Source organism: Nonomuraea sp. B19D2 (assembly GCF_040137845.1).
Lineage (GTDB): Bacteria > Actinomycetota > Actinomycetes > Streptosporangiales > Streptosporangiaceae > Nonomuraea.
This window is the reverse complement of the sequence record NZ_JBEFAK010000001.1, coordinates 179,106-202,893: the sequence shown is the minus strand read 5'-3', so window position 1 is coordinate 202,893 and position 23,788 is coordinate 179,106. Positions and strand designations below refer to the sequence as shown.

Sequence of the window (23,788 nt, the reverse complement as noted above, 5' to 3'; positions counted from 1 at the left end):
TTCGTTCATCCTTCGTCGGTTACATGGGTGAGCCCGCCGCACCGAAGTGCGACGGTCTCAGCCCCGCACGGACCATGCGATCCGCACTCACTTCTATGGCTTTCAGCCGATCTGACCGAAGATGTCGATCCGATCGCCCTCGACCAGGCTCACGATCGCGCGCTTGGTGTCGGGACGCTTGCCGTAACCGGTACGGGTGCGCTTGCGCTTGCCCTGCCGGTTGATCGTGTTCACGCTGGTGACCTTGACCCCGAAGATCTGCTCAACGGCGATCTTGACCTGGGTCTTGTTCGCGGTCTTCTTCACCAGGAACGTGTACTTGTTGTTCTCATCGATCAGGCCGTAGCTCTTCTCAGAGACGACCGGCTTGATGATGATGTCGCGCGGGTCGGCGATCTTCTCCATCAGGCCTCTTCCTTCCCGCTGTTGCTCAGGCGAGCCACGACCTGGTCGTAGGCCTCCTGGGTGAAGACCACATCGTCGGCCACGAGCACGTCGTACGTGTTGAGCTGCCCGGCGTCCAGCAGGTGGACCTCGGGAGCGTTACGCAGGCTCAGCCAGGTCAGCTCGTCGGCCTCGTCGACCACGACGAGAACGCGCGGAGCCTGGGTGACCTTGCGCAGCGCCTCCAGGGCGGCCTTGGTCTTGGGGGTCTCGCCCGCGATGAGCGAGCTGACCACGTGCACGCGGCCGCCGCCGGCCCGGTCGGAGAGGGCGCCACGCAGGGCGGCGGCCTTCATCTTCTTGGGCGTGCGCTGCGAGTAGTCACGCGGCACAGGACCGTGGACGGTGCCACCGCCGGCGAACTGCGGCGCGCGGGTCGAGCCCTGACGGGCGCGACCGGTGCCCTTCTGGCGGTACGGCTTCTTGCCGCCGCCGGAGACCTCACCGCGGGTCTTGGCCTTGTGGGTGCCCTGCCGACGAGCGGCGAGCTGGGCCACGACCACCTGGTGGATCAGCGGCACGTTGACCTTGGCGCCGAACACGTTCTCCGGCAGCTCTACGGTGCCGGTCTTCGCGCCGCTGGCGTCGAGGACGTCAATGGTGGTGCTCACTTGGCAGCCCCCTTCTTGGCAGAGGTGCGAACGAGGACCAGGCTGCCGTTGGCGCCGGGGATCGCACCCTTGATCAGGATGAGACCGTTCTCGACGTCCACGGAGTGAACCTTGAGGCTCTGCACAGTGGTGCGGACGTTACCCATCCGACCAGCCATGCGCAGACCCTTGAAAACGCGGCCCGGGGTGGCGCAGCCACCGATGGAACCCGGCGAACGGTGCTTGCGCTGCGTACCGTGCGACGCGCCCAGACCACCGAAGCCGTGCCGCTTCATGACACCGGCGAAGCCCTTGCCCTTGCTCTTGCCCGTCACGTCGACGAACTGGCCGGCCTCGAAGGTGTCGGCCAGCAGCTCCTGGCCCAGGGTGTAGTCGCTCGCGTCGTCGGTGCGGATCTCCGCGAAGTAACGGCGCGGGGTGATGTCGTGCTTACGCAGGTAGTCGCCGAGCGGCTTGTTGACCTTCCGGGGGTCGACCTGCCCGAAGCCGAGCTGGATGGCGGAGTAGCCGTCCTTCTCGGCGGTGCGGACCCGGGTCACCACGCACGGACCGGCCTCGACCACGGTCACCGGCACCATCCGGTTGTCCGCGTCGAAGACCTGGGTCATGCCGAGCTTCTTGCCCAGGACGCCCTTGATCGTCTTAGCCATGTCAGTGCGTTCCCTCAGAGCTTGATCGAAATGTCGACACCCGCGGGGAGGTCGAGCCGCATGAGCGAGTCAACCGTCTTGGGGGTCGGGTCGATGATGTCAATCAGCCGCTTGTGCGTGCGCATCTCGAAGTGCTCGCGGCTGTCCTTGTACTTGTGCGGCGAGCGGATGACGCAGTACACGTTCTTCTCGGTCGGCAGCGGCACCGGGCCCGCGACCTTCGCGCCAGTCCGCGTCACCGTCTCGACGATCTTCTTGGCCGAGCTGTCGATGACCTCGTGGTCATAGGCCTTAAGCCGGATGCGGATCTTCTGTCCCGCCATAGTGGCCTCGGTGTCCTTCGCTGTCGTCTGAAAAAGTATCGTGCGGCCTGTTGCCGCTGTATCTGGTGCAGGTCGGAGCCTGCTTGACCCCACGAGGCAGACGCAGTCGATCTGCCTTTTCTTCCGTGATCCGGCAGTTACTTCGGTCACATGCGCTTCGGCCGAAGCGACTGCTGGATCACGGCGCCATGCGTGGGGCTGAACGTGGTTCGGCGGTCGGCTCCGAGATTCGGGGCCGACCGCCGCCCCGACGGTCTAGCTACTTGATGATCTTCACGACCCGGCCGGCGCCGACGGTGCGGCCACCCTCACGGATCGCGAACTTGAGGCCTTCCTCCATGGCGATGGGCTGGATCAGCTCAACGCGCATCTCGGTGTTGTCGCCCGGCATGACCATCTCCGTGCCCTCGGGGAGGTTCACGACACCGGTCACGTCAGTCGTACGGAAGTAGAACTGCGGGCGGTAGTTGTTGAAGAACGGCGTGTGGCGGCCGCCCTCGTCCTTGGACAGGATGTAGACCTGGCCGGTGAACTCGGTGTGCGGGGTGGTCGTGCCCGGCTTGATGATGCACTGGCCGCGCTCGACGTCGTCGCGCTTGATGCCGCGGAGCAGCAGGGCGGCGTTGTCACCGGCGTGACCCTCGTCGAGCATCTTGTTGAACATCTCGATGCTGGTGACGGTGGTGGTCGTCTTCTCCGGCTTGATGCCGATGATGTCGACCTGCTCGTTGATCTTGACGACACCGCGCTCGATACGGCCGGTGACGACGGTGCCGCGACCGGTGATCGAGAAGACGTCCTCGACCGGCATGAGGAACGGCTTGTCCGTCTCACGCGGCGGCTCGGGCACGTTCTCGTCAACGGCGTTCATCAGCTCGATGATGCTGTCGGCCCACTTCTCGTCGCCCTCAAGAGCCTTGAGCGCGGAGACGCGGACGACGGGCAGGTCGTCGCCGGGGAACTCCTGAGCGGAGAGGAGCTCACGGACCTCCAGCTCGACGAGCTCGAGGATCTCCTCGTCGTCGACCATGTCGGCCTTGTTGAGGGCCACGACGATGTAGGGGACGCCGACCTGGCGGGCCAGGAGGACGTGCTCCTTCGTCTGCGGCATCGGGCCGTCGGTGGCGGCGACCACCAGGATGGCGCCGTCCATCTGGGCGGCACCGGTGATCATGTTCTTCACGTAGTCGGCGTGACCGGGGCAGTCAACGTGAGCGTAGTGACGCTTCTCGGTCTGGTACTCGACGTGCGCGATGGAGATCGTAATGCCGCGAGCCTTCTCCTCCGGCGCCTTGTCGATCTTGTCGAACGGGGTCGCCTTGTTCAGCTCGGGAAAACGGTCGTGGAGCACCTTGGTGATCGCCGCGGTCAGCGTGGTCTTGCCGTGGTCGATGTGCCCAATGGTGCCGATGTTCATGTGCGGCTTGGTCCGCTCGAACTTGGCCTTAGCCACTGGTTCTCTCCTTGAGAATCTGACTGACTTTCGTCTACACACTCGGGCCCGGGAACTCCCGAACCCCTAGGCGGCGGGGTGGCTCGCACCACCCCACCAGGGACCAGGACTTGAGTCCCGGCCTCCATCGCTAGAGGCCGTGAACTACTCGCCCCGGGCCTTCGCGACGATCTCCTTGGCGATGCCCGGGGGCACCTCCGCGTAGGAGTCGAACTGCATGCTGTAGCTCGCGCGCCCCTGCGTCTTGCTACGCAGGTCACCCACGTAGCCGAACATCTCAGACAGCGGCACGAGCGCGTGGACGACACGGGCACCGGCCCGCTCGTCCATCGACTGGATCTGCCCGCGGCGACTGTTGAGGTCACCGACGACTTCACCCATGTAGTCCTCGGGCGTGGTGACCTCTACGGCCATCATCGGCTCGAGAAGCACGGCGTCCGCCTTGCGCGCGGCCTCCTTGAAGGCCATCGAGCCGGCGATCTTGAAGGCCATTTCCGAGGAGTCGACGTCGTGCGCGGCACCGTCCTGGAGCGTCACCTTCACGCCCACCATCGGGTAGCCGGCCAGCACGCCGAACTCGGCGGCCTCCTGAGCACCCGCGTCGACCGACGGGATGTACTCCCTCGGGACACGACCACCCGTGACCTTGTTCTGGAACTCGTAGCCGTCGTTGCCCTCACCGAGCGGCTCGAGGTCGATGATCACCCGCGCGAACTGGCCGGAACCACCGGTCTGCTTCTTGTGGGTGTAGTCGACCTTCTCCACCTTGCGGCGGATGGTCTCGCGGTAGGCGACCTGCGGGCGGCCGACGTTGGCCTCGACCTTGAACTCGCGACGCATACGGTCGACGAGGATCTCCAGGTGAAGCTCGCCCATGCCCCAGATGACCGTCTGACCGGTCTCCTCGTCACGGCGGACCTGGAAGGACGGGTCCTCCTCGGCCAGCCGCTGGATGGCGGTCGACAGCTTCTCCTGGTCGCCCTTGGTCTTGGGCTCGATGGCGACGTTGATGACCGGAGCCGGGAACGTCATCGACTCGAGCACGACCTGGTTCGACGGGTCGGACAGCGTGTCACCGGTCGTGGTGTCCTTCAGACCCATGACGGCGACGATCTGACCGGCGATGGCCGTCGGGCGCTCCTCGCGCTTGTTGGCGTGCATCTGGTAGATCTTGCCGATCCGCTCCTTCTTGCCCTTCACAGAGTTGACGACCTGTGAGCCGGCCTCGAGCGTGCCCGAGTAGATGCGGATGTAGGTGATCTTGCCCAGGTGCGGGTCGCTGGCGATCTTGAAGGCCAGAGCGGAGAACGGCTCGGTCGGGTCGGCGTGCCGCTCGATGACCTTGTCCTCGTCGCCGACCGCGTGGCCCTTGAAGGCCGGGATGTCGGTCGGGGCGGGGAGGAAGGCGACGATCGCGTCGAGCAGCGGCTGCACGCCCTTGTTCTTGAACGCGGTGCCGCACAGCACCGGGTTGATGGCGCTGGCCAGCGTGGCGCGGCGGATGGCCGCGACCAGCTGCTCCTCGGTGGGCTCGACGCCCTCGAGGAAGAGCTCCATCAGCTCGTCATCGTTCTCGGAGACGGTCTCGACCAGCTTGTCGCGCCACTCGCGAGCGGCCTCGGCGTGGTCGGCCGGGATGTCGACGGTGTCGTACATCTCGCCCTTGGCCGCCTCGGCGCTCCAGATGTAACCCTTCATCTTGATGAGGTCGATGACGCCCTTGAAGTCGGCCTCAACGCCCCACGGAAGCTGGATGACAGCCGGGGTCGCGCCCAGGCGGCTGATCATCATGTCGACGCAGCGGTGGAACTCCGCGCCGACCCGGTCCATCTTGTTCACGAAGCAGATGCGGGGGACGTCATAGCGGTCAGCCTGGCGCCACACCGTCTCCGACTGCGGCTCGACACCCGCGACGCCGTCGAACACGGCGACGGCACCGTCGAGGACGCGGAGCGAGCGCTCCACCTCGATGGTGAAGTCAACGTGACCCGGAGTGTCGATGATGTTGATGGTGTGACCGAGCCACTCGCAGGTCGTCGCGGCAGACGTGATCGTGATGCCGCGCTCCTGCTCCTGCTCCATCCAGTCCATCGTGGCAGCGCCCTCGTGGACTTCACCGATCTTGTAGTTGATGCCGGTGTAGAACAGGATGCGCTCGGTCGTGGTGGTCTTGCCCGCGTCGATATGGGCCATGATCCCAATGTTGCGGACCTTGGCCAGGTCAAGAGCGGTCGTGGTGGCCACTTCTCTCGCGTCCTCGTCGTCTCGTCGGATCCACTACCAGCGGTAGTGGGCGAAGGCCTTGTTGGACTCGGCCATCTTGTGGGTGTCCTCGCGCTTCTTGACACTCGCCCCAAGGCCGTTGCTGGCGTCGAGGAGCTCGTTCATGAGGCGCTCGGTCATGGTCTTCTCGCGGCGGGCGCGGGAGTACTGCACCAGCCAGCGCAGGGCCAGGGTGGTGCTGCGCGCGGCGCGCACCTCGACCGGCACCTGGTAGGTCGCGCCACCGACACGACGGCTGCGGACCTCGAGGGTCGGCTTGACGTTGTCAAGCGCGCGCTTCAGGGTGACGACCGGGTCGTTGCCGGTCTTCTCCCTGCAGCCCTCAAGGGCGCCGTAGACGATCGACTGCGCGATGGAGCGCTTGCCGTCCAGGAGCACCTTGTTGATCAGGGCGGTCACCAGCGGCGAGCTGTAAACCGGGTCAGCCATGAGCTGACGACGGCCAGGAGAACCCTTACGAGGCATTGTTAGCTCTTCTCCTTCTTCGCGCCGTAGCGGCTACGGGCCTGCTTGCGGTTGCGGACACCCTGGGTGTCGAGCGAACCGCGGATGATCTTGTAGCGAACACCGGGCAGGTCCTTCACACGACCGCCACGCACGAGCACGATGGAGTGCTCCTGCAGGTTGTGACCCACACCGGGGATGTAGGCCGTGACCTCGACGCCGTTCGTGAGGCGAACGCGGGCCACCTTGCGCAGTGCCGAGTTGGGCTTCTTCGGAGTCGTCGTGTAAACGCGCTGGCAGACGCCGCGCCGCTGCGGACTCCCGTTGAGGGCAGGAGTCTTGGTCTTGGAGACCTTGTCCTGCCGGCCCTTGCGGACCAACTGCTGAATAGTGGGCACTGCCACTCCGTTTCGTGCTTGGCCGGTGCTTCGTCAGTTGTGATGCATTTCGCAGGTACTGCCGGTGTCATGACCTGCTGATTTTTCTCGACCCGGTGCCCCCGCGCTCGGGCGTGTCGCGCTATTCACGCAGACGTCCCGCGAGGTTTACGAGCCAGGAAGCCGTCCCACGCCCGTAATGAGCGCACGGTCGAGAGCCCGCATAGAGACGGGCACGATGCACAAGACTACCCAGGCCCATGCGACACGTCAAAACGGCGCGGCAAAGCGGACAAGCCTTGCCACTCCGTGTCGCTGCGGCCTACTTCATCCAGCCCATCTACAGCTCCAGACGCCATGATATCGGGCCACCCGACCACTCCGCACGACGTTCCCAAACCCGCCCCACGACACTTGGCGGCAAGCGCACGGGACGCCGGCCCCGTCGCCACGAGGGCCATTGAGCGCCGGTCCCACCGCACGGCGGGCAATCCCGGGCGAGGTGTCGCACTCAGGCCGTCTCACGGGCCTTTCACGCCCGCACAACGGCCGCCACGCACAGCCAGGGGCCGGTGAACAGCAAAGCGCCCGGGCCTCTCGACGAGAGACCCGGGCGCATCACTTGGCGCTATCGGTTGTACTGGCCGAAGTCGTACTCCTCCAGCGGGACCGCCTCGCCGCTGCCGGTGCCGAAGGTGTAGTCGGCGGCGGAGCCGTCGTAACCACCAACGGTGTACATGGCGGCCTTGGCCTCCTCGGTCGGCTCGACCCGGATGTTCCGGTACTGCGGCATGCCGGTGCCGGCCGGGATGAGCTTACCGATGATGACGTTCTCCTTCAGGCCCAGCAGCGAGTCGGACTTGGCGTGGATCGCCGCGTCCGTCAGCACCCTGGTCGTCTCCTGGAAGGAGGCCGCCGACAGCCACGACTCGGTGGCCAGCGACGCCTTCGTGATGCCCATGAGCACCGGACGGCCTGCGGCCGGCGCGCCGCTCTCCGCCACCGTCTCGCGGTTCATCTGCTCGAAGCGCGGCCGCTCCACGAGCTCGCCGGGCAGCAGGTCGGTGTCACCGGACTCCAGCACGTTCACGCGCTTGAGCATCTGCCGCACGATGATCTCGATGTGCTTGTCGTGGATCGACACACCCTGCGACCGGTAGACCTGCTGGACCTCCGCCACCAGGTGCAGCTGCACGGCCCGCGGGCCGAGGATGCGCAGCACCTCGTTGGGGTTGACCGCACCGGCGACCAGCTGCTGGCCGACCTGCACGCGCTGGCCGTCCTGCACCAGCAGGCGCGAGCGCATCGACACCGGGTACGCGATCTCCTCCGAGCCGTCGTCGGGGGTGATCACGACCTTCCTGGTCTTGTCGGTCTCGTCGATGCGGACCCGGCCCTCGGCCTCGGAGATCGGGGCGACACCCTTGGGGATGCGCGCCTCGAACAGCTCCGTGACACGGGGCAGACCGTGGGTGATGTCGGCGCCGGCCACACCACCGGTGTGGAACGTACGCATGGTCAGCTGCGTGCCGGGCTCACCGATCGACTGGGCGGCGATGATGCCGACCGCCTCGCCGACGTCCACGAGCTTGCCGGTGGCCAGCGAGCGGCCGTAGCAGGTCGCGCAGACACCGATCTTGGCCTCGCAGACCAACGCGCTGCGGGTGCGCACGGTCTCGACGCCAGCCTCGACCAGCTTGGTCACGTGGATGTCGTTGATGTCGACACCCGCCGCCGCGATGACCTTGCCGTCGACCTCGACGTCCTCGGCCAGGATGCGGCCGTGCACGTTGGACTCGGCGTTCTCGGCCTTGACCAGGTTGCCCGACGCGTCACGCTCGCCGACGTGCAGCGGGACCGCGCGGTCGGTGCCGCAGTCGATCTCGCGCACGATGACGTCCTGCGCCACGTCCACCAGACGACGGGTCAGGTAACCCGAGTCGGCGGTACGCAGGGCGGTGTCGGCCAGACCCTTCCGCTGACCGTGGGTGGAGATGAAGTACTCCAGCACCGACAGGCCCTCGCGGAACGAGGCCTTGATCGGCCGCGGGATCGTCTCACCCTTGGTGTTGGACACCAGGCCGCGGATGCCGGCGATCTGCCGGACCTGCATCTTGTTACCACGGGCGCCGGAGTTGACCATCATCCAGACCGGGTTGGTCGCCGGGAAGGCGTTGACCATGTCGGTCTCGACGTCGGCCGTCGCGTGCGTCCAGATCTCGATGAGCTCCTGACGGCGCTCCTCGTCGGTGATCAGACCGCGCTCGTACTCGCGCTGGACCTTGTCGGCCCGGCGCTCGTAGTTTTCCATGATGTCGGTCTTGTTCGGGGGCGCGACGACGTCCTCGATCGAGATCGTGACACCGGAGCGCGTGGCCCAGCGGAAGCCGGCGTCCTTGAGCGCGTCGAGCGAAGCGGCGACCTCGATCTTGGGGTAGGTCTCCGCCAGCTCGTTCACGATCGTGGACAGCTGCTTCTTGCCGACCTGGAAGTCGACGAACGGGTAGCTGTCGGGCAGCGTCTGGTTGAACAGGCACCGGCCGAACGTCGTCTCCAGCCTGATCGCGTCGCCCTGCTCCCAGCCCTCGGGCGCGACCCAGTCACGCGGCGGCAGGACGTCCTTCAGCCGGATCTGGATCTTCGCCTGAATCTCCAGCTCGCGGCGGTCGAAGGCCATCTGCGCCTCGGCGATCGAGCCGAACACGCGGCCCTCGCCCCGTGCGCCCTCCTTCATGGTGGTCAGCCAGTAGAGGCCGATGACCATGTCCTGGGTCGGCATCGTCACGGGCTTGCCGTCGGCCGGCTTGAGGATGTTGTTGGTCGAGAGCATCAGGATGCGTGCCTCGGCCTGGGCCTCAGCCGACAGCGGCAGGTGCACGGCCATCTGGTCGCCGTCGAAGTCCGCGTTGAACGCGGTGCAGACGAGCGGGTGGATCTGGATGGCCTTGCCCTCGACCAGCTGCGGCTCGAACGCCTGGATGCCCAGGCGGTGGAGCGTCGGAGCACGGTTGAGCAGCACCGGGTGCTCGGTGATGACCTCTTCGAGCACGTCCCACACCACGGGGCGGGCGCGCTCGACCATCCGCTTGGCCGACTTGATGTTCTGGGCGTGGTTGAGGTCAACCAGCCGCTTCATCACGAACGGCTTGAACAGCTCCAGCGCCATCTGCTTGGGCAGGCCGCACTGGTGCAGCTTGAGCTGCGGGCCGACGACGATGACCGAACGGCCGGAGTAGTCGACTCGCTTGCCCAGCAGGTTTTGCCGGAAGCGGCCCTGCTTACCCTTGAGCATGTCGCTCAGGGACTTCAGCGGCCTGTTGCCGGGACCGGTGACCGGGCGACCGCGACGGCCGTTGTCGAACAGCGCGTCGACGGCCTCCTGCAGCATCCGCTTCTCGTTGTTCACGATGATCTCGGGCGCGCCGAGGTCGAGCAGACGCTTGAGGCGGTTGTTCCGGTTGATGACCCGGCGGTAGAGGTCGTTCAGGTCGGAGGTCGCGAACCGGCCACCGTCGAGCTGCACCATCGGGCGCAGGTCCGGCGGGATGACCGGGATGCAGTCGAGCACCATGCCGCGCGGCGAGTTGGTGGTGTTGAGGAACGCCGACACGACCTTGAGCCGCTTGAGCGCACGGGCCTTCTTCTGGCCCTTGCCGCTGCGGATGGTCTCGCGCAGGTTTTCGGCCTCGGCGTCGAGGTCGAAGGAGATCAGGCGGTCCTGGATCGCCTGCGCGCCCATGCCGCCCTTGAAGTAGCGGCCGAAGCGGTCGCGCATCTCGCGGTAGAGCAGCTCGTCGCCCTCGAGGTCCTGGACCTTGAGGTTCTTGAAGCGGCTCCAGACCTCCTCGAGCCGGTCCAGCTCACGCTGGGCCCGGTCGCGCAGCTGGCGCATCTCGCGCTCTGCGCCCTCGCGGACCTTGCGGCGCTGGTCACCCTTGGCACCGGCGGCCTCGAGCTCGGCCAGGTCGGCCTCGAGCTTCTTCTGCCGGGCCTCGACGTCGGCGTCACGGCGCTGCTCGATGTGCTGCCGCTCGACGGAGATCTTCGCCTCCAGCGAGGGCAGGTCACGCTCACGCATCTCGGTGTCGACATGCGTGATCATGTACGCCGCGAAGTAGATGACCTTCTCCAGGTCCTTCGGGGCCAGGTCGAGCAGGTAGCCAAGACGCGACGGGACGCCCTTGAAGTACCAGATGTGCGTGACCGGCGCGGCCAGCTCGATGTGGCCCATCCGCTCACGGCGCACCTTGGCGCGAGTCACCTCGACGCCACAGCGCTCACAGATGATGCCCTTGAACCGGACGCGCTTGTACTTGCCGCAGTAGCACTCCCAGTCGCGGGTCGGACCGAAGATCTTCTCGCAGAAGAGTCCGTCCTTTTCCGGCTTGAGGGTGCGGTAGTTGATGGTCTCGGGCTTCTTCACCTCGCCGTGCGACCACTGACGGATGTCGTCGGCCGTCGCGAGGCCGATCCTGAGCTCGTCGAAGAAGTTGACGTCCAGCATTTGTGCGATCTCCCCCTCAGACTTCTTCCACGCTGCTCGGCTCACGCCGGGACAGATCGATGCCGAGCTCTTCCGCGGCGCGGAAGACGTCCTCGTCGGTGTCGCGCATCTCGATGGACATGCCGTCGCTGGAGAGCACCTCGACATTCAGGCACAGCGACTGCATTTCCTTGATGAGGACCTTGAAGGACTCCGGGATGCCAGGCTCGGGGATGTTCTCACCCTTGACGATGGCCTCGTAGACCTTCACGCGGCCCAGGACGTCGTCGGACTTGATGGTCAACAGCTCCTGCAGGGCGTAGGCGGCGCCGTAGGCCTCCAGTGCCCACACCTCCATCTCACCGAAGCGCTGGCCACCGAACTGGGCCTTACCACCCAGCGGCTGCTGGGTGATCATGGAGTACGGGCCGGTCGACCGCGCGTGAATCTTGTCGTCGACCAGGTGCAGCAGCTTGAGGATGTAGATGTAGCCGACCGAGATCGGGTACGGGAACGGCTCGCCGGAGCGGCCGTCGAACAGCTGCGCCTTGCCGCTCTGCTGCACCATCCGGTCACCGTCACGGTTGGGGATGGTGCTGTCGAGCAGGCCGACGATCTCCTCCTCGTGAGCGCCGTCGAACACCGGCGTGGCCATGTTCGTGCGCGGGGCCACCTTCTCGAAGCCCTTGTCGCGGAGCCGCTCGGCCCAGGCCTCCTGGATGCCGGAGATGTCCCAGCCGCGGGCGGCGATCCACCCCAGGTGGGTCTCCAGGACCTGGCCGACGTTCATCCGGCCGGGCACGCCCAGCGGGTTGAGGATGATGTCGACCGGGGTGCCGTCCTCCAGGAACGGCATGTCCTCGACCGGCAGGATCTTGGAGATGACGCCCTTGTTGCCGTGGCGGCCGGCGAGCTTGTCACCGTCGGTGATCTTACGCTTCTGGGCCACGTAGACGCGGACCAGCTCGTTGACACCCGGCGGCAGCTCGTCGCCCTCCTCACGGGAGAACACGCGCACCCCGATGACCTTGCCCTGCTCGCCGTGCGGCACCTTCAGCGAGGTGTCACGCACTTCACGGGCCTTCTCACCGAAGATCGCGCGCAGCAGCCGCTCCTCCGGAGTCAGCTCGGTCTCGCCCTTGGGCGTGACCTTGCCGACCAGGATGTCGCCGGGCACGACCTCGGCGCCGATGCGGATGATGCCCCGCTCGTCGAGGTCGGCCAGGACCTCCTCCGACACGTTCGGGATGTCCCGGGTGATCTCCTCCGGGCCCAGCTTGGTGTCACGGGCGTCGACCTCGTGCTCCTCGATGTGGATCGAGGACAGGACGTCGTCCTGGACCAGCCGCTGGGACAGGATGATCGCGTCTTCGTAGTTGTGGCCCTCCCACGGCATGAACGCCACCAGCAGGTTCTTGCCGAGCGCCATCTCACCCTTGTCGGTGCAGGGGCCGTCGGCGATGACCTGGTTGACCTCCACCCGGTCGCCCTCGGCGACGATGGGCTTCTGGTTGAACGAGGTGCCCTGGTTGGAGCGCTTGAACTTGGCGACACGGTAGGTGGTGCGGGTGCCGTCGTCGTTCATGACGGTGACGTAGTCGGCGGAGACCTCCTCGACCACACCGGCCTTGTCGGCGCTGATGACGTCGCCGGCGTCGGTGGCGGCACGGTATTCCATGCCGGTGCCGACCAGCGGCGCCTCGCTCTTGAGCAGCGGCACCGACTGCCGCTGCATGTTGGAGCCCATGAGCGCGCGGTTGGCGTCGTCGTGCTCGAGGAAGGGGATCATCGCGGTGGCCACCGACACCATCTGGCGCGGCGACACGTCGATGTAGTCGACCTCCTCGGCCCGCATGAGCTCGGTCTCACCGCCCTTGGTGCGGACCAGGACGCGGGGCTCGGCGAACGAACCGTCGGCGTTGAGCACCGTGTTGGCCTGCGCCTTGACGTAACGGTCTTCCTCGTCGGCCGTGAGGTAGTCGATCTGTTCGGTGACCCGGCCGTCGACGACCTTGCGGTAAGGAGTCTCGACGAAGCCGAAGGCGTTGATCCGGCCGTAGGAGGCCAGCGAGCCGATGAGGCCGATGTTCGGGCCTTCAGGGGTCTCGATCGGACACATCCGGCCGTAGTGGGACGGGTGCACGTCACGGACCTCGAAGCCCGCCCGCTCACGGGACAGACCACCGGGACCGAGCGCGGACAGACGCCGCTTGTGCGTCAGGCCGGCCAGCGGGTTGGTCTGGTCCATGAACTGCGACAGCTGCGAGGTGCCGAAGAACTCCTTGATCGACGCCACGACCGGGCGGATGTTGATCAGGGTCTGCGGCGTGATCGCCTCGACGTCCTGCGTGGTCATGCGCTCGCGCACGACGCGCTCCATCCGGGCCAGGCCCAGACGGACCTGGTTCTGGATCAGCTCGCCGACGCTGCGCAGACGGCGGTTGCCGAAGTGGTCGATGTCGTCGACCTCGACGATGACCTCGCGGTCATTGGCGCCCGGCATCGACTCCTCGCCCGCGTGCAGGCGGACGATGTACTCGATGGTGGCGACGATGTCGTCCTCGGTCAGGGTGCCCTGGGAGATCTCCGAGTCAACGCCGAGCTTCTTGTTGATCTTGTAGCGACCGACCTTGGCCAGGTCGTACCGCTTGGCGTTGAAGTACAGGTTCTCCAGCAGGGTCTGCGCCGACTCCTTGGTCGGCGGCTCACCCGGCCGCAGCTTGCGGTAGATGTCCAGCAGCGCGTCATCCTGGCCGGCCGTGTGGTCCTTCTCCAGGGTGGCCCGCATGGACTCGTACTGGCCGAACCGCTCGAGGATCTGCTCGCTGGTCCATCCCAGTGCCTTGAGAAGCACGGTGACGGCCTGCTTGCGCTTGCGGTCGATGCGCACACCGACGCTGTCGCGCTTGTCGATCTCGAACTCCAGCCAGGCACCCCTGGACGGGATGACCCGGCAACCGTAGAGATCCTTGTCGGACGTCTTGTCCACGCTTCGTTCGAAGTAGACGCCGGGCGAACGGGTCAGCTGCGAGACCACGACACGCTCGGTGCCGTTGATGATGAACGTGCCCTTCGGCGTCATGAGCGGGAAGTCGCCCATGAACACCGTCTGGCTCTTGATCTCACCAGTGGTGTTATTGATGAACTCCGCCGTCACGAACATCGGGGCGGAGAAGGTCATGTCCTTGTCTTTGCACTCATCGACTGAGTACTTCGGCGGCTCGAACCGGTGGTCGCGGAACGACAAGGACATGGTCCCCGAGAAGTCCTCGATCGGACTGATCTCTTCGAAGATCTCTTCGAGGCCCGACTGGGTCGGGACGTCCTTGCGCCCGGCCTGGCGAGCCGCCTCTACCCGGGCCTTCCACTTCTCGTTTCCGAGCAGCCAGTCGAAAGACTCGGTCTGCAGGGCCAGAAGGTCAGGAACTTCGAGGGGCTCCTGGATGCGCGCAAAAGACACGCGACGGGGACCAGCGGGTACGGCGGAGGCGTTGCGCGAGGCTGCCAACAGATGTCCTTCCGAGGGCTCGCGGCGGACTGACTACACGCACGCCAGACAACCTCGCAACGTGAGCAAGCATCGCGGGTCGTCAAAGGGCAGCGCAAAGGGGCAGTGTAGCCGAACGGCACACGCCTGTCCACTTCGCTCTCGCTGCATGCTCCACGTTGGTCGCAGCATCGCCCGTTCAGGCGGAAACGTCAAGCCCACAACCCCGACTTTTAGCCGACTAGGGGGCCGGACGCTGGGTTTTCTCCCCTGTGTGACCGGTCGCCTACCGCCAGGCCCAAGACGATACCCGCGAACGGGGGCGGTTAACGCTCTGTCACACCGGGGGTCGAACCCATGCCGACAACCGGTGTATCTGTGACTGAGGTACCCGTTCCAAAGGCTTCGCTAAACCTGATTTTTGGTAACAATTGAAAGAAGCGGCACGCTGAGGCGTCAAGCGGTGCCCAGGAGGGTCGACATGTCGCCCACCAGCCAGCGCGAGTCTTGCCGGACCATGACGAACCTGGCCCTGTTCTGGGTGAACTGTTGCTGAAGCCCGGTCTTGCCCGCGCCCTCCTTGACCGTACCCGTGTTCACGAAGAGCAGAACCTCTACTCGATCACGCTCGGCCCGCTCGATCGCGGCCCCTGCCACGGCCACGCTCTGCACGATCTTCTGCGCCTTGGCCCTGGACACCAGGGACGTGGTCAGCTCCTTGTACTGCTTCGTCAGCTCGCCGGTCGTATGTGTGCCGGCCCGCGCCAGGTCGGCCTCCACCGTCCGGTAGTCGTACGAGAGCAGGTCGGGCGCCACCTCCTTGGCCGCCGCCATCGCCTCCGTCCCGGCCGCGTCCGCCGCGCGCAGGTCGCGCAGGTTGAACCACATCGTCGGCACCAGCACGCCCGCCACGACCACGAGGACGCCCAGCATCACGATCGCGAACGTCCTCACTTCACCTGCACCGCCTTCGACACCAGCCAGACGCCGCCGACCTTGGCCATCTCCATCGACCACCGGTAGTACCGCTCCTGCGGCGGGCTCTTGGAGCCGTCCCAGCGGATCTCCACGTCGGCCACGACCAGCACCTTCGCCGTGGCGCCCGCCATGGAGACCAGGCCCGTCGCGCGCAGCACCCCGTGCTGGACGACCTTGTTCTCGACCGTGGTGGACTTGAGCTTGGCCGCGTTGGCCTCGTACTCCGCCCTGGCCGTCCCGGTCGAGGTGTCCATGATGCGTTTCACGTCGTCGTCGACGGTCTTGTAGTCGAGCGAGATCAGGTTCTTCGCGTGGGTCCCCGCGGCCAGGAGCGCCGCCTGCTTGTCGCCTGCCCTGCCCTGCTCCTCGCGCGCCTGCGCGGCGATCCACACGCCCGTGCCGACCAGCACCGCGAGCACTCCGCTGAGCGCCGCGATCAGGATGCGGGCGGGCCGGGCGGCAAGTCCTGCCACGTCTGCTCACCCCTCCCTCGGCCGGTCCGCGGATCATAACGCGCCGCCCGCTCCTGGAGCCCCCGAATCAACCGAGGCGGTTGGGAACTCGGTGCGAATCGGGTCAAGGTGCCTAGATCCCCACAAATGCCCTACAGGCGGCCCTCAGATGCCCGCTGAGCGTCCCGCACGCGTTTCCGGACCCCGAGAAGGGCCGTGGAGCGTCCGTGCCGCACGCGCTGGATCAAGTGATAGCTACCAGCAGGCGCACCCCTGCCGAACGCCGGAGTCAGCGCATGCCGTGGAGGTAGGCGTTGACCAGCCGGGGATATTCCTCCAGCCAGTTACGACCGCGTTCGTCCACGAACGACCCCGGCGGCGGGATCACCCCGTTGGCCGCCAGCCACGTGCCCGGCGGCTGCTGCGAGCGGCGGATCCTGTTGTCGCTCGGCATGAGCTGCGGCGGGATCGGCGGCAGCGCGCCGGGATCGAGCCCCATCTGAGCCTCGGCCTCCAGCTCGGAGAGATCCTTCTCCTCCGACATGCCGATCGGGCCGTGCCTCCTGGCGTTCAGGAACTGCCGCACCACCGGCTCCTCGCTCGACAGCAGCATCTCGCGCGGGCCGAACATGACCAGCTCGCGCCTGAACAACATCCCGATGTTGTCGGGAACCGTACGGGCGGTGTTGATGTCGTGCGTCACGATCAGGAACGTCGCCTCGATCTCGGCGTTGAGGTCGACGATGGTCTGGTTGAGCAGCGCGGTGCGGACCGGGTCGAGGCCGGAATCGGGCTCGTCGAACAGGATGATCTCCGGATCCAGCACCAGCGCTCTGGCCAGCCCCGCACGCTTGCGCATGCCGCCGGAGATCTCCCCGGGCAGCTTGGACTCCGAGCCGAGCAGGCCGACCAGCTCCACCTTCTCCATCACGATCTGGCGGATCTGCGCCTCGGTCTTCTTGGTGTGCTCGCGCAGCGGGAAGGCGATGTTGTCGTAGAGGTTGAGCGAGCCGAACAGCGCGCCGTCCTGGAACAGCACGCCGAACAGCCGGCGCAGCTCGTACAACTTGTTCTCGGTGCAGTTGGCCAGGTCGTAGCCGTCGATCCAGATGTGGCCGCGATCGGGCCGCAGCAGGCCGACCAGAGTCTTGAGGAAGACCGACTTTCCGGTGCCCGAGGGGCCGAGCAGGACGGAGATCTCGCCCGCGGGCAGCGTGAGGGAGACGTCCTCCCAGATGACCTGCCGGCCGAACGACTTGGTCAACCCGTCGACCACGACTTCGACTCCCACTGGACACCTTCCGATCGCAGTGAGTATTCGCCGGATAACGTGACGTCCTCACCGTAGTGAGGTTCCGTCGAATTGGAACCAGTTCCAATAACTTGTTACTTCCCGGTTATGAAACCGCGGATCCGGCTCCCTGTGCACCGCCGGTCAGGGCCCGCAGGCTGGGCCGCAGCAGCCGCGCGATCTCCTCGTGCGGCACCCCGCGCAGCTCGTCGAGGTCGAGCAGCTGATGCCCGACGGTCACGCCGAGCATGGTCATCATCATCAGCGCCGCCCGCAGCCTCGCGTCCTCGCCCGGTACGGCCTGGGCCAGCCGGTCGATCTGCTCGCCGAGCACCTTGCGCGCCGACACGGCCGCCTCGGGGTGCGTGAGCATGGACCGCATCATGGCCAGCGAGCTCTGCGGCAGCTCGCCCAGCTTCACGCCGAGCGTGCCGAGCATCTGCTCGACCACCTCGTCGCGCCCAGCTCGCCGTGCGCGACCGGCGCCGCCTGCACGGCCCACTGGAAGAGCTCCTGCTTGCTGCCGAAGTACTGCATCACGAGGGCGGGATCGACTTCGGCCCGCTTGGCGATGGCCCTGATGGTGGCCCGCTCGAACCCCACCTCGGCGAACAGCGCCCTGGCCGACTCCTCGTGCTCCGGATCAGAAACGGCCAGATCATTCACACCAGGGACTACATGGACACCAGCGCCGTAGCCCAGGTAAGAGCCGCCGCCGCCTCCTGACCTCCGCCACGCCCGCGCTCAAGGAATGGCCGAGGAGCAAGGTGGGTCAGGTCTGAGTGAGGTCGAAGACGGTCGTGCCACCGACGGTGGTGCCGGTGAAGGTCTCCTGCACCCAGGCCGCGATCTGCGCCGCGTCATCGCTGCCACCCGTGCTGCGACGGCCCCCTCCCATTCCGGCGCCGATGAAGTAGTGGATCTTCTTCTCGGCGACGTACTGCTTGAACTGCTCGAGCGTCGGCGCGGGATCGGTGCCGTTGAACCCGCCCACCGCCATCACCGGCTGGCCGGCGGCCAGCTGGTATCCGGCCGCGTTGTTGGAGCCAACCGTCGCCGCCACCCACGTGTAGGCGGAGGCGTTGGTCTTCAGCAGCGCGGTCAGCTCGGCGGCCGGGGTGCCCGCGTTGAGCAGCCCGCCCATGCCCATTCCGCCGCGCCCCATCCCACGGCTGCCGGACCCGTCACCGGCCTGCCCCTGCCCGCCGCCCGGCGGTTGCCCCAGCGCCTGGCCGTTTCCAGGTTGCCGGCCGGGCGTCCAGCCGTTTCCTGACGGCTGCCGGAACTGCTGGCCGCCTCCCCCGGCCGCACGCGGGAAACCGCCACCGAAACCCCTCCCGAAGCCACCGGTGGAGGGCCCGGCAGTCGGTATCGCCCCGCTGTGCGGGGAAGCGGCCGTATCGACGGCATAGGCCGCCGGACCCGCCAACGACGCCAGGCACGCCACCAGGGCGACGCCCACCACGGCCAGGGCCCGGCGGGTGAACAGCATCGCCAGCGCCGCCCCCAGCCCGGCCACCAGCACGGCCACGCCCAGCCACGGGTTCCAGTCCGTGCTGCGCGACAGCAGCACGTACGACCACACCGCCGTCCCCGCCGTGACCATGGCCAGCAGCCGGAACGAGCGCCGCTCCCACAGCACGGCCACCCCCATGCCCACCAGCACGGCGATCGCCGGGGCCAGGGCCACGGTGTAGTACGCGTGGAAGATGCCCTGCATCAGGCTGAAGACCAGCCCGGTCACGATCAGCCAGCTCCCCCACACCCAGAAGGCCGCGCGGACCGGATCGACCCGAGGCGCCCGCCGGGTGAGCCAGGTGGCGGCGATCAGGAGCGCCAGCGCCGCCGGAAGCAGCCAGGAGATCTGGCCGCCCGCCTCCGTGTCGAACATCCGCAGCCATCCGGCCTGCTGGTTGAGATTGCCGAGCCCGCCGTAGTCGGCGCCGTTGAGCCGCCCGATCCCGTTGTAGCCGAGCGCCAGCTCCAGCACGCTGTTGCTCTGCGAACCCCCGATGTACGGCCGCTCCGACGCGGGCACCAGCGCCACCGCGAGCAGCCACCACCCGGCCGAGACCACCATGGCCCCGCCGGCCAGCAGCAGCTGCCACACCCGCCGCCAGAACGCCACCGGCGCGGTGATCAGATAGACCAGCGCGAAACCGGGCAACACCAGGAACGCCTGCAGCATCTTCGCCAGGAACGCGAACCCGATCGCGGTCCCCGCCAGCACCAGCCACCGGGTGGCCCCACGCTCCTGCGCCCGAACCACGAAATATCCGGCAGCCGTCAGCAGCAGGACGAGCATCGCGTCCGGATTGTTGAACCTGAACATCAACACGGCCACAGGAGTGAGCGCCATCACGGCCCCGGCGAGCAGCCCTGCCCAGGCGCTGAACAACCTGCGCACGGACGCGTACACCAACGCCACCGCACCGACGCCCATGAGCGCCTGGGGAACGAGCATGGCCCAGGAGTTGAGCCCGAACAGCCGCACGCTGAGCACCATCGGCCACAGGGAAGCCGGGGTCTTGTCGACGGTTATCGCGTTGGCGGCGTCGGAAGATCCGAAGAAGAACGCCTTCCAGCTCTGACTGCCCGCCTGCACGGCCGCCGCGTAGAAGGAATTGGCCCATCCGGAGGCGCCCAGGCCCCAGATGTAGAGCACACCAGTGCCTATGAGGAGGGCGGTCAGCGCCCATCGAGATTTGGCTTCGGTAACCACATCCCGCACGCTAGGCAGGCCGGTTGGCGAGGCGATGAGACGAACATGAGAATCTTCTGAGCCCACGCGCAGGGGCCCGGAGAACGCGAAAAGAGGCGGCACACCCGGCACCAGGGTGTATCCGCCTCTTCCCGAAGAGCTCGCGTGAAGGGGAAAGTTACTTCACGGTCACGGTGGCGCCGGCGCCCTCGAGGGCAGCCTTGGCCTTCTCCGCCTGCTCCTTGTTGACCTTGTTCTCGAAGACGGCCTTCGGAGCGCCGTCCACCAGGTCCTTGGCCTCCTTGAGGCCCAGGGACGTGAGGGCGCGGATCTCCTTGATGACCTGGATCTTCTTGTCGCCGGCGGCCTCGAGGATGACGTCGAACTCGTCCTGCTCCTCAACGGCGGCGGCCTCGCCACCACCGGCGGCGGCGGGGGCGGCGGCGACCGCGACGGGGGCGGCGGCCTTGACGTCGAAGACCTCTTCGAACTGCTTCACGAACTCGGACAGCTCGAGGAGGGTCATCTCCTTGAACGCGTCGAGCAGCTCGTCGGTGCTGAGCTTCGCCATGATGATTTCCTTACGTATAGGACTTGCAGAAAACTAGGAACGGGACCGCGGTTGTTGCGGCAACCCCCGTGTTACTCGCCCGCCTCTTCGCGCTTCGCGCGGAGGGCGTCGGCCAGCTGAGCCATCTGCGTGGGCAGCGCGGCGAACACAGCGGCAGCAGCGCTCTGCTTCGCCTTGAGCGCGCCAGCAAGCTTCGCGAGGAGAACCTCACGGGACTCGAGGTCGGCGAGCTTGGTGATCTCGGTGGCGTCGAGCGTCTTGCCGTCGAGGACGCCGCCCTTGATCACCAGAAGGGGATTGGCCTTGGCGAAGTCACGCAGACCCTTGGCAGCTTCGACAACGTCGCCGCTGACGAAGGCGATCGCGGTCGGACCGGCGAGCAGGTCGTCGAGACCCGCGAGACCGGCCTCGTTGGCCGCGATCTTGGTCAGGGTGTTCTTCGCCACGGCGAACTTCGCATTCTCACCGAGAGACTTACGCAGATCCTTGAGCTGCGCGACGGTGAGACCGCGGTACTCGGTCAGAACGGCGGCGGCGCTGCCTTCGAACTCGCTCTTGAGCTCGGCAACCGCTGTCGCCTTATCCGCCCTCGCCATGGGCCTCCTTCCAGATGTGCCACCGGCGAAGGCCCAGAAATGAGAACAGCCCCGGACGCAGGGCGCACGGGGCTCACACATATGGATCACACCATATGGGAAACTCGCATCACACCTGCGCGGGCCGTCCACATGATGTGGATCCTTCGGTCGCCGGGCTTTGAGGCACCCGACGACGACCGGCGGTCTTCGGCAACGACCAGAGTACGTGCTGGCCGCCGAGTTTCCAAATCGTTCTCAGTTGGTCGTGCCCTTGGGCAGCTCTCCGATCTGGTCGGCGGGCGGGGCCTCGATGGTGACCGGCTCGTTGAAGCCCTTGAAAAGCAGCGTGGCGTCGAGCGTGGCGCCGTCCCTTGAGCCGTTCAGCGCGAGCTTGCGCGGCAGGCCGTCGCCGGCCACCCAGATGTCGAACTTGACGTCCTTGAGCTCGGCCAGGTTCGTACGGGCCTGCTCCTGCTTGTCCGCGGGCAGCAGCTGCACGGCCGCGTCGACGGGGAACGTGCCGCTGTAGTGCGTGGTGTCCTCGCCGTTGACGCTCTCGGTGCCGACCGACTTGACGTCCTGGGAGGCGGTGACGAGCTTGGTCACGTTGCCCAGGTCGAACTGCTGGATCTGGGCCAGGTACTGGTTCACCTGGCCGGAGTCGCCCATTTCGCTGAGCGGGACCTTGATCCACGGCTTGGTGGCCCCGACGAGGTCCTTGAGCGCCTCGACCTTGACGTAGACGGTGTCGCCCTGCAGCACGGCGCGCACGCCGCCTGGCAGGCTCCTCCCGCCCATGTCCACGGTGTCCAGGGTGAGGTCCACGGCGAGCTGAGGCTTGCTCTGGTAGAGCATGCGCCCCTGCACCTTGCCGGCGCCCTCCTGGGTGTGCGTGACGTTGACCACGGCGTCGACGGTGTAGCTGGTGACCTCTGCGGTCTTCTGCGCGGCCTGCGCGAGCACCTCTGAGGCGGCCAGGTTGACCTGGATGGGCTGTGCGTTCGAGCCACAACCGGCGACCGCCGCCACTACGAGCGCGGCACCGGCCGCGGTGAGACTTATCGTGCGCTTCAGCATGTTTTGACCCTACGTTTAAGTTTCCCCGCCGTAGCGACTTCCCCTCACAATTAGGGGAAAACCCAGGGTTCTCCCCCACACACTCCACACATTCCCTTCACAACTCGCCCGACTCCGGCGAACCACGATGCGGGTGCTGTGGCGGGGGCGACGGATGACGGGCTCGAGTCCAGTGACGACCACCCGGGCGAAAGGCGCGCCCGAAACAAAGAAAGAGCCCCGCCCGGAAACCGGGCGAGGCTCAATCAAAAAGAGAGGTCAGGCCTCGAACTCGGCGGTGAGGCCGCGGGTGACGTTGGGGTCGACCGGGACGCCCGGGCCCATCGTCGTGGAGAACGTGACCTTCTTCAGGTAACGCCCCTTGGCCGCCGACGGCTTGAGACGCAGCACCTCGTCAAGGGCGGCGGCGTAGTTCTCGATGAGCTGGCGCTCCTCGAACGACGTCTTGCCGATGATGAAGTGAAGGTTGGCCTGGCGGTCGGTGCGGAACTCGATCTTGCCGCCCTTGATCTCCGTCACGGCCTTGGCGACGTCGGGCGTCACCGTGCCGGTCTTCGGGTTGGGCATGAGACCGCGCGGGCCGAGCACGCGGCCCAGGCGACCCACCTTGCCCATCAGGTCGGGCGTGGCCACCACGGCGTCGAACTCGTTGAGCCGGTTGCCCTTGGAGATCTCGTCGATCAGCTCGTCGGCGCCGACGATGTCGGCGCCCGCCTCGCGGGCCGCCTCGGCACGGTCACCGGTCGCGAAGACCAGGACCCGGGCGGTCTTGCCGGTGCCGTGCGGAAGGTTGACCGTGCCGCGCACGATCTGGTCGGCCTTGCGAGGGTCGACGCCCAGCCGCAGCGCGACCTCGACGGTGGCGTCGAACTTGGTGGTCGACGTCTCCTTGGCGAGCTTCGCTGCCTCGACGGGCGAGTAGAGCTTGTCGCGGTCGACCTTGGCGGCCGCGTCTTTGTGCGCCTTGCTGCGCTTCATTGCTGACTCCTAGTGGTCCGCGGGCCCGAGGGCCCTCCCACGATGCTTGGGAAAGGTGTTACTCGGCGACGGTGATGCCCATCGACCGGGCGGTGCCGGCGATGATCTTCTCGGCCGCCTCGATGTCGTTGGCGTTGAGGTCGGGCATCTTCGTCTCGGCGATGCTGCGCAGCTGCTCGCGGGTGAGCTTGCCCACCTTGTCGCGGTGCGGGACCGCGCTGCCCTTGTCGAGACCGAGGGCCTTCTTGATCAGCTCGGGCGCCGGGGGCGTCTTCGTGACGAAGGTGAAGCTGCGGTCTTCGAAAATGGTGATCTCAACGGGGATGATGTTGCCCCGCTGGGCCTCCGTGGCAGCGTTGTACTGCTTGACGAAGTCCATGATGTTGACGCCGTGGGGACCGAGCGCGGTACCCACCGGCGGCGCCGGGGTGGCCTGTCCAGCGGGGAGCTGGACCTTCACCAGAGCGGCGATTTTCTTCTTCGGAGGCATTTGTCCTTCTCCGGGTCCTGATTGCGATGCCTGTCAGGGCCGGCGGATTGCAGCCCTGACACGTCGGAGGCCGCCCTCACGAACAGGCGGCCGACCGAACGTCTCAGTGTATGTGAT

General features: G+C 66.7%; 21 protein-coding genes. All 21 read right to left on the bottom strand.

Going from position 1 to position 23,788, the window contains the following annotated elements; genetic code table 11:
* Positions 1-102 precede the first annotated feature (102 nt).
* The 21 genes from rplW to rplK all read right to left on the bottom strand — a co-directional run bounded on the left by rplW (position 103) and on the right by rplK (position 23,671).
* Positions 103-405, bottom strand: a complete 303-nt coding sequence (gene rplW, locus ABN273_RS01080; protein WP_080043238.1) for a 50S ribosomal protein L23 — start codon at positions 403-405, stop codon at positions 103-105.
* Entirely contained in the window at positions 405-1,055 is a 651-nt protein-coding gene (gene rplD, locus ABN273_RS01075; RefSeq protein ID WP_349446687.1) for a 50S ribosomal protein L4, read from the bottom strand. Before rplD ends, rplW begins: the two co-directional genes overlap by 1 nt.
* Complete coding sequence (gene rplC, locus ABN273_RS01070) at positions 1,052-1,705, bottom strand: 50S ribosomal protein L3 (protein ID WP_349446686.1); 654 nt, start codon at positions 1,703-1,705, stop codon at positions 1,052-1,054. Before rplC ends, rplD begins: the two co-directional genes overlap by 4 nt.
* A 14-nt stretch (positions 1,706-1,719) precedes the next feature.
* Positions 1,720-2,028: a 30S ribosomal protein S10 gene (rpsJ, locus tag ABN273_RS01065; protein WP_012887830.1), complete on the bottom strand. Its 309-nt coding sequence runs from the start codon at positions 2,026-2,028 to the stop codon at positions 1,720-1,722.
* Between the two features lie 259 nt (positions 2,029-2,287).
* Positions 2,288-3,481 (bottom strand): elongation factor Tu, encoded by a 1,194-nt coding sequence (tuf, locus tag ABN273_RS01060; RefSeq protein WP_349446685.1) that lies wholly within the window; start codon positions 3,479-3,481, stop codon positions 2,288-2,290.
* Between the two features lie 144 nt (positions 3,482-3,625).
* Positions 3,626-5,674, bottom strand: a complete 2,049-nt coding sequence (fusA, locus tag ABN273_RS01055) for an elongation factor G (protein WP_502910923.1) — start codon at positions 5,672-5,674, stop codon at positions 3,626-3,628.
* Positions 5,675-5,758: 84 nt separating this feature from the next.
* Positions 5,759-6,229 carry a 30S ribosomal protein S7 gene (rpsG, locus tag ABN273_RS01050; protein ID WP_020542314.1) on the bottom strand — a complete coding sequence of 157 codons (471 nt, stop codon included), beginning with the start codon at positions 6,227-6,229 and terminating at the stop codon, positions 5,759-5,761.
* 2 nt (positions 6,230-6,231) lie between these two features.
* Complete coding sequence (rpsL, locus tag ABN273_RS01045; RefSeq protein WP_349446683.1) at positions 6,232-6,606, bottom strand: 30S ribosomal protein S12; 375 nt, start codon at positions 6,604-6,606, stop codon at positions 6,232-6,234.
* 607 nt (positions 6,607-7,213) lie between these two features.
* Complete coding sequence (locus ABN273_RS01040; RefSeq protein WP_349446682.1) at positions 7,214-11,089, bottom strand: DNA-directed RNA polymerase subunit beta'; 3,876 nt, start codon at positions 11,087-11,089, stop codon at positions 7,214-7,216.
* Positions 11,090-11,105: 16 nt separating this feature from the next.
* Positions 11,106-14,576, bottom strand: coding sequence for a DNA-directed RNA polymerase subunit beta (rpoB, locus tag ABN273_RS01035; RefSeq protein WP_349446681.1), 3,471 nt, complete (start codon positions 14,574-14,576; stop codon positions 11,106-11,108).
* 435 nt (positions 14,577-15,011) lie between these two features.
* Complete coding sequence (locus ABN273_RS01030) at positions 15,012-15,509, bottom strand: hypothetical protein (RefSeq protein WP_349446680.1); 498 nt, start codon at positions 15,507-15,509, stop codon at positions 15,012-15,014.
* A complete protein-coding gene (locus ABN273_RS01025; RefSeq protein WP_349446679.1) occupies positions 15,506-16,006 on the bottom strand; it encodes an Rv1363c family protein in 501 nt (166 codons plus the stop codon). The genes ABN273_RS01030 and ABN273_RS01025 overlap by 4 nt, the downstream gene beginning before the upstream one ends.
* Positions 16,007-16,274: 268 nt before the next feature.
* A complete protein-coding gene (locus ABN273_RS01020; protein WP_349446678.1) occupies positions 16,275-17,276 on the bottom strand; it encodes an ABC transporter ATP-binding protein in 1,002 nt (333 codons plus the stop codon).
* Between the two features lie 106 nt (positions 17,277-17,382).
* On the bottom strand, positions 17,383-17,715 hold the full coding sequence (locus ABN273_RS01015; RefSeq protein WP_349446677.1) for a TetR/AcrR family transcriptional regulator: 333 nt from the start codon (positions 17,713-17,715) through the stop codon (positions 17,383-17,385).
* Positions 17,694-17,942 carry a helix-turn-helix domain-containing protein gene (locus ABN273_RS01010; protein WP_349446676.1) on the bottom strand — a complete coding sequence of 83 codons (249 nt, stop codon included), beginning with the start codon at positions 17,940-17,942 and terminating at the stop codon, positions 17,694-17,696. Before ABN273_RS01010 ends, ABN273_RS01015 begins: the two co-directional genes overlap by 22 nt.
* A gap of 106 nt (positions 17,943-18,048) precedes the next feature.
* Positions 18,049-19,998: an ArnT family glycosyltransferase gene (locus ABN273_RS01005; protein WP_349446675.1), complete on the bottom strand. Its 1,950-nt coding sequence runs from the start codon at positions 19,996-19,998 to the stop codon at positions 18,049-18,051.
* A gap of 157 nt (positions 19,999-20,155) precedes the next feature.
* Positions 20,156-20,548, bottom strand: a complete 393-nt coding sequence (gene rplL / locus ABN273_RS01000) for a 50S ribosomal protein L7/L12 (RefSeq protein ID WP_349446674.1) — start codon at positions 20,546-20,548, stop codon at positions 20,156-20,158.
* Positions 20,549-20,619: 71 nt separating this feature from the next.
* Positions 20,620-21,144: a 50S ribosomal protein L10 gene (gene rplJ / locus ABN273_RS00995; protein WP_349446673.1), complete on the bottom strand. Its 525-nt coding sequence runs from the start codon at positions 21,142-21,144 to the stop codon at positions 20,620-20,622.
* A 237-nt stretch (positions 21,145-21,381) separates the two neighbouring features.
* Entirely contained in the window at positions 21,382-22,203 is an 822-nt protein-coding gene (locus ABN273_RS00990; protein ID WP_349446672.1) for an SCO4651 family lipoprotein, read from the bottom strand.
* Positions 22,204-22,461: 258 nt separating this feature from the next.
* Positions 22,462-23,181, bottom strand: coding sequence for a 50S ribosomal protein L1 (rplA, locus tag ABN273_RS00985; RefSeq protein ID WP_349446671.1), 720 nt, complete (start codon positions 23,179-23,181; stop codon positions 22,462-22,464).
* Positions 23,182-23,239: 58 nt separating this feature from the next.
* Positions 23,240-23,671, bottom strand: coding sequence for a 50S ribosomal protein L11 (gene rplK, locus ABN273_RS00980; protein ID WP_349446670.1), 432 nt, complete (start codon positions 23,669-23,671; stop codon positions 23,240-23,242).
* Positions 23,672-23,788 lie beyond the last annotated feature (117 nt).

Excerpts from the sequence above, each read along its gene's own strand:
- rplJ (WP_349446673.1), bottom strand. The coding sequence starts at position 21,144 with ATGGCGAGGGCGGATAAGGCGACAGCGGTTGCCGAGCTCAAGAGCGAG.
- rplW (WP_080043238.1), bottom strand. The coding sequence starts at position 405 with ATGGAGAAGATCGCCGACCCGCGCGACATCATCATCAAGCCGGTCGTC.
- ABN273_RS00990 (WP_349446672.1), bottom strand. The coding sequence starts at position 22,203 with ATGCTGAAGCGCACGATAAGTCTCACCGCGGCCGGTGCCGCGCTCGTA.
- rplA (WP_349446671.1), bottom strand. The coding sequence starts at position 23,181 with ATGAAGCGCAGCAAGGCGCACAAAGACGCGGCCGCCAAGGTCGACCGC.
- rplL (WP_349446674.1), bottom strand. The coding sequence starts at position 20,548 with ATGGCGAAGCTCAGCACCGACGAGCTGCTCGACGCGTTCAAGGAGATG.
- ABN273_RS01040 (WP_349446682.1), bottom strand. The coding sequence starts at position 11,089 with ATGCTGGACGTCAACTTCTTCGACGAGCTCAGGATCGGCCTCGCGACG.
- rplC (WP_349446686.1), bottom strand. The coding sequence starts at position 1,705 with ATGGCTAAGACGATCAAGGGCGTCCTGGGCAAGAAGCTCGGCATGACC.
- rpsG (WP_020542314.1), bottom strand. The coding sequence starts at position 6,229 with ATGCCTCGTAAGGGTTCTCCTGGCCGTCGTCAGCTCATGGCTGACCCG.
- fusA (WP_502910923.1), bottom strand. The coding sequence starts at position 5,674 with ATGGCCCATATCGACGCGGGCAAGACCACCACGACCGAGCGCATCCTG.
- rpsJ (WP_012887830.1), bottom strand. The coding sequence starts at position 2,028 with ATGGCGGGACAGAAGATCCGCATCCGGCTTAAGGCCTATGACCACGAG.
- rplK (WP_349446670.1), bottom strand. The coding sequence starts at position 23,671 with ATGCCTCCGAAGAAGAAAATCGCCGCTCTGGTGAAGGTCCAGCTCCCC.
- ABN273_RS01015 (WP_349446677.1), bottom strand. The coding sequence starts at position 17,715 with ATGCTCGGCACGCTCGGCGTGAAGCTGGGCGAGCTGCCGCAGAGCTCG.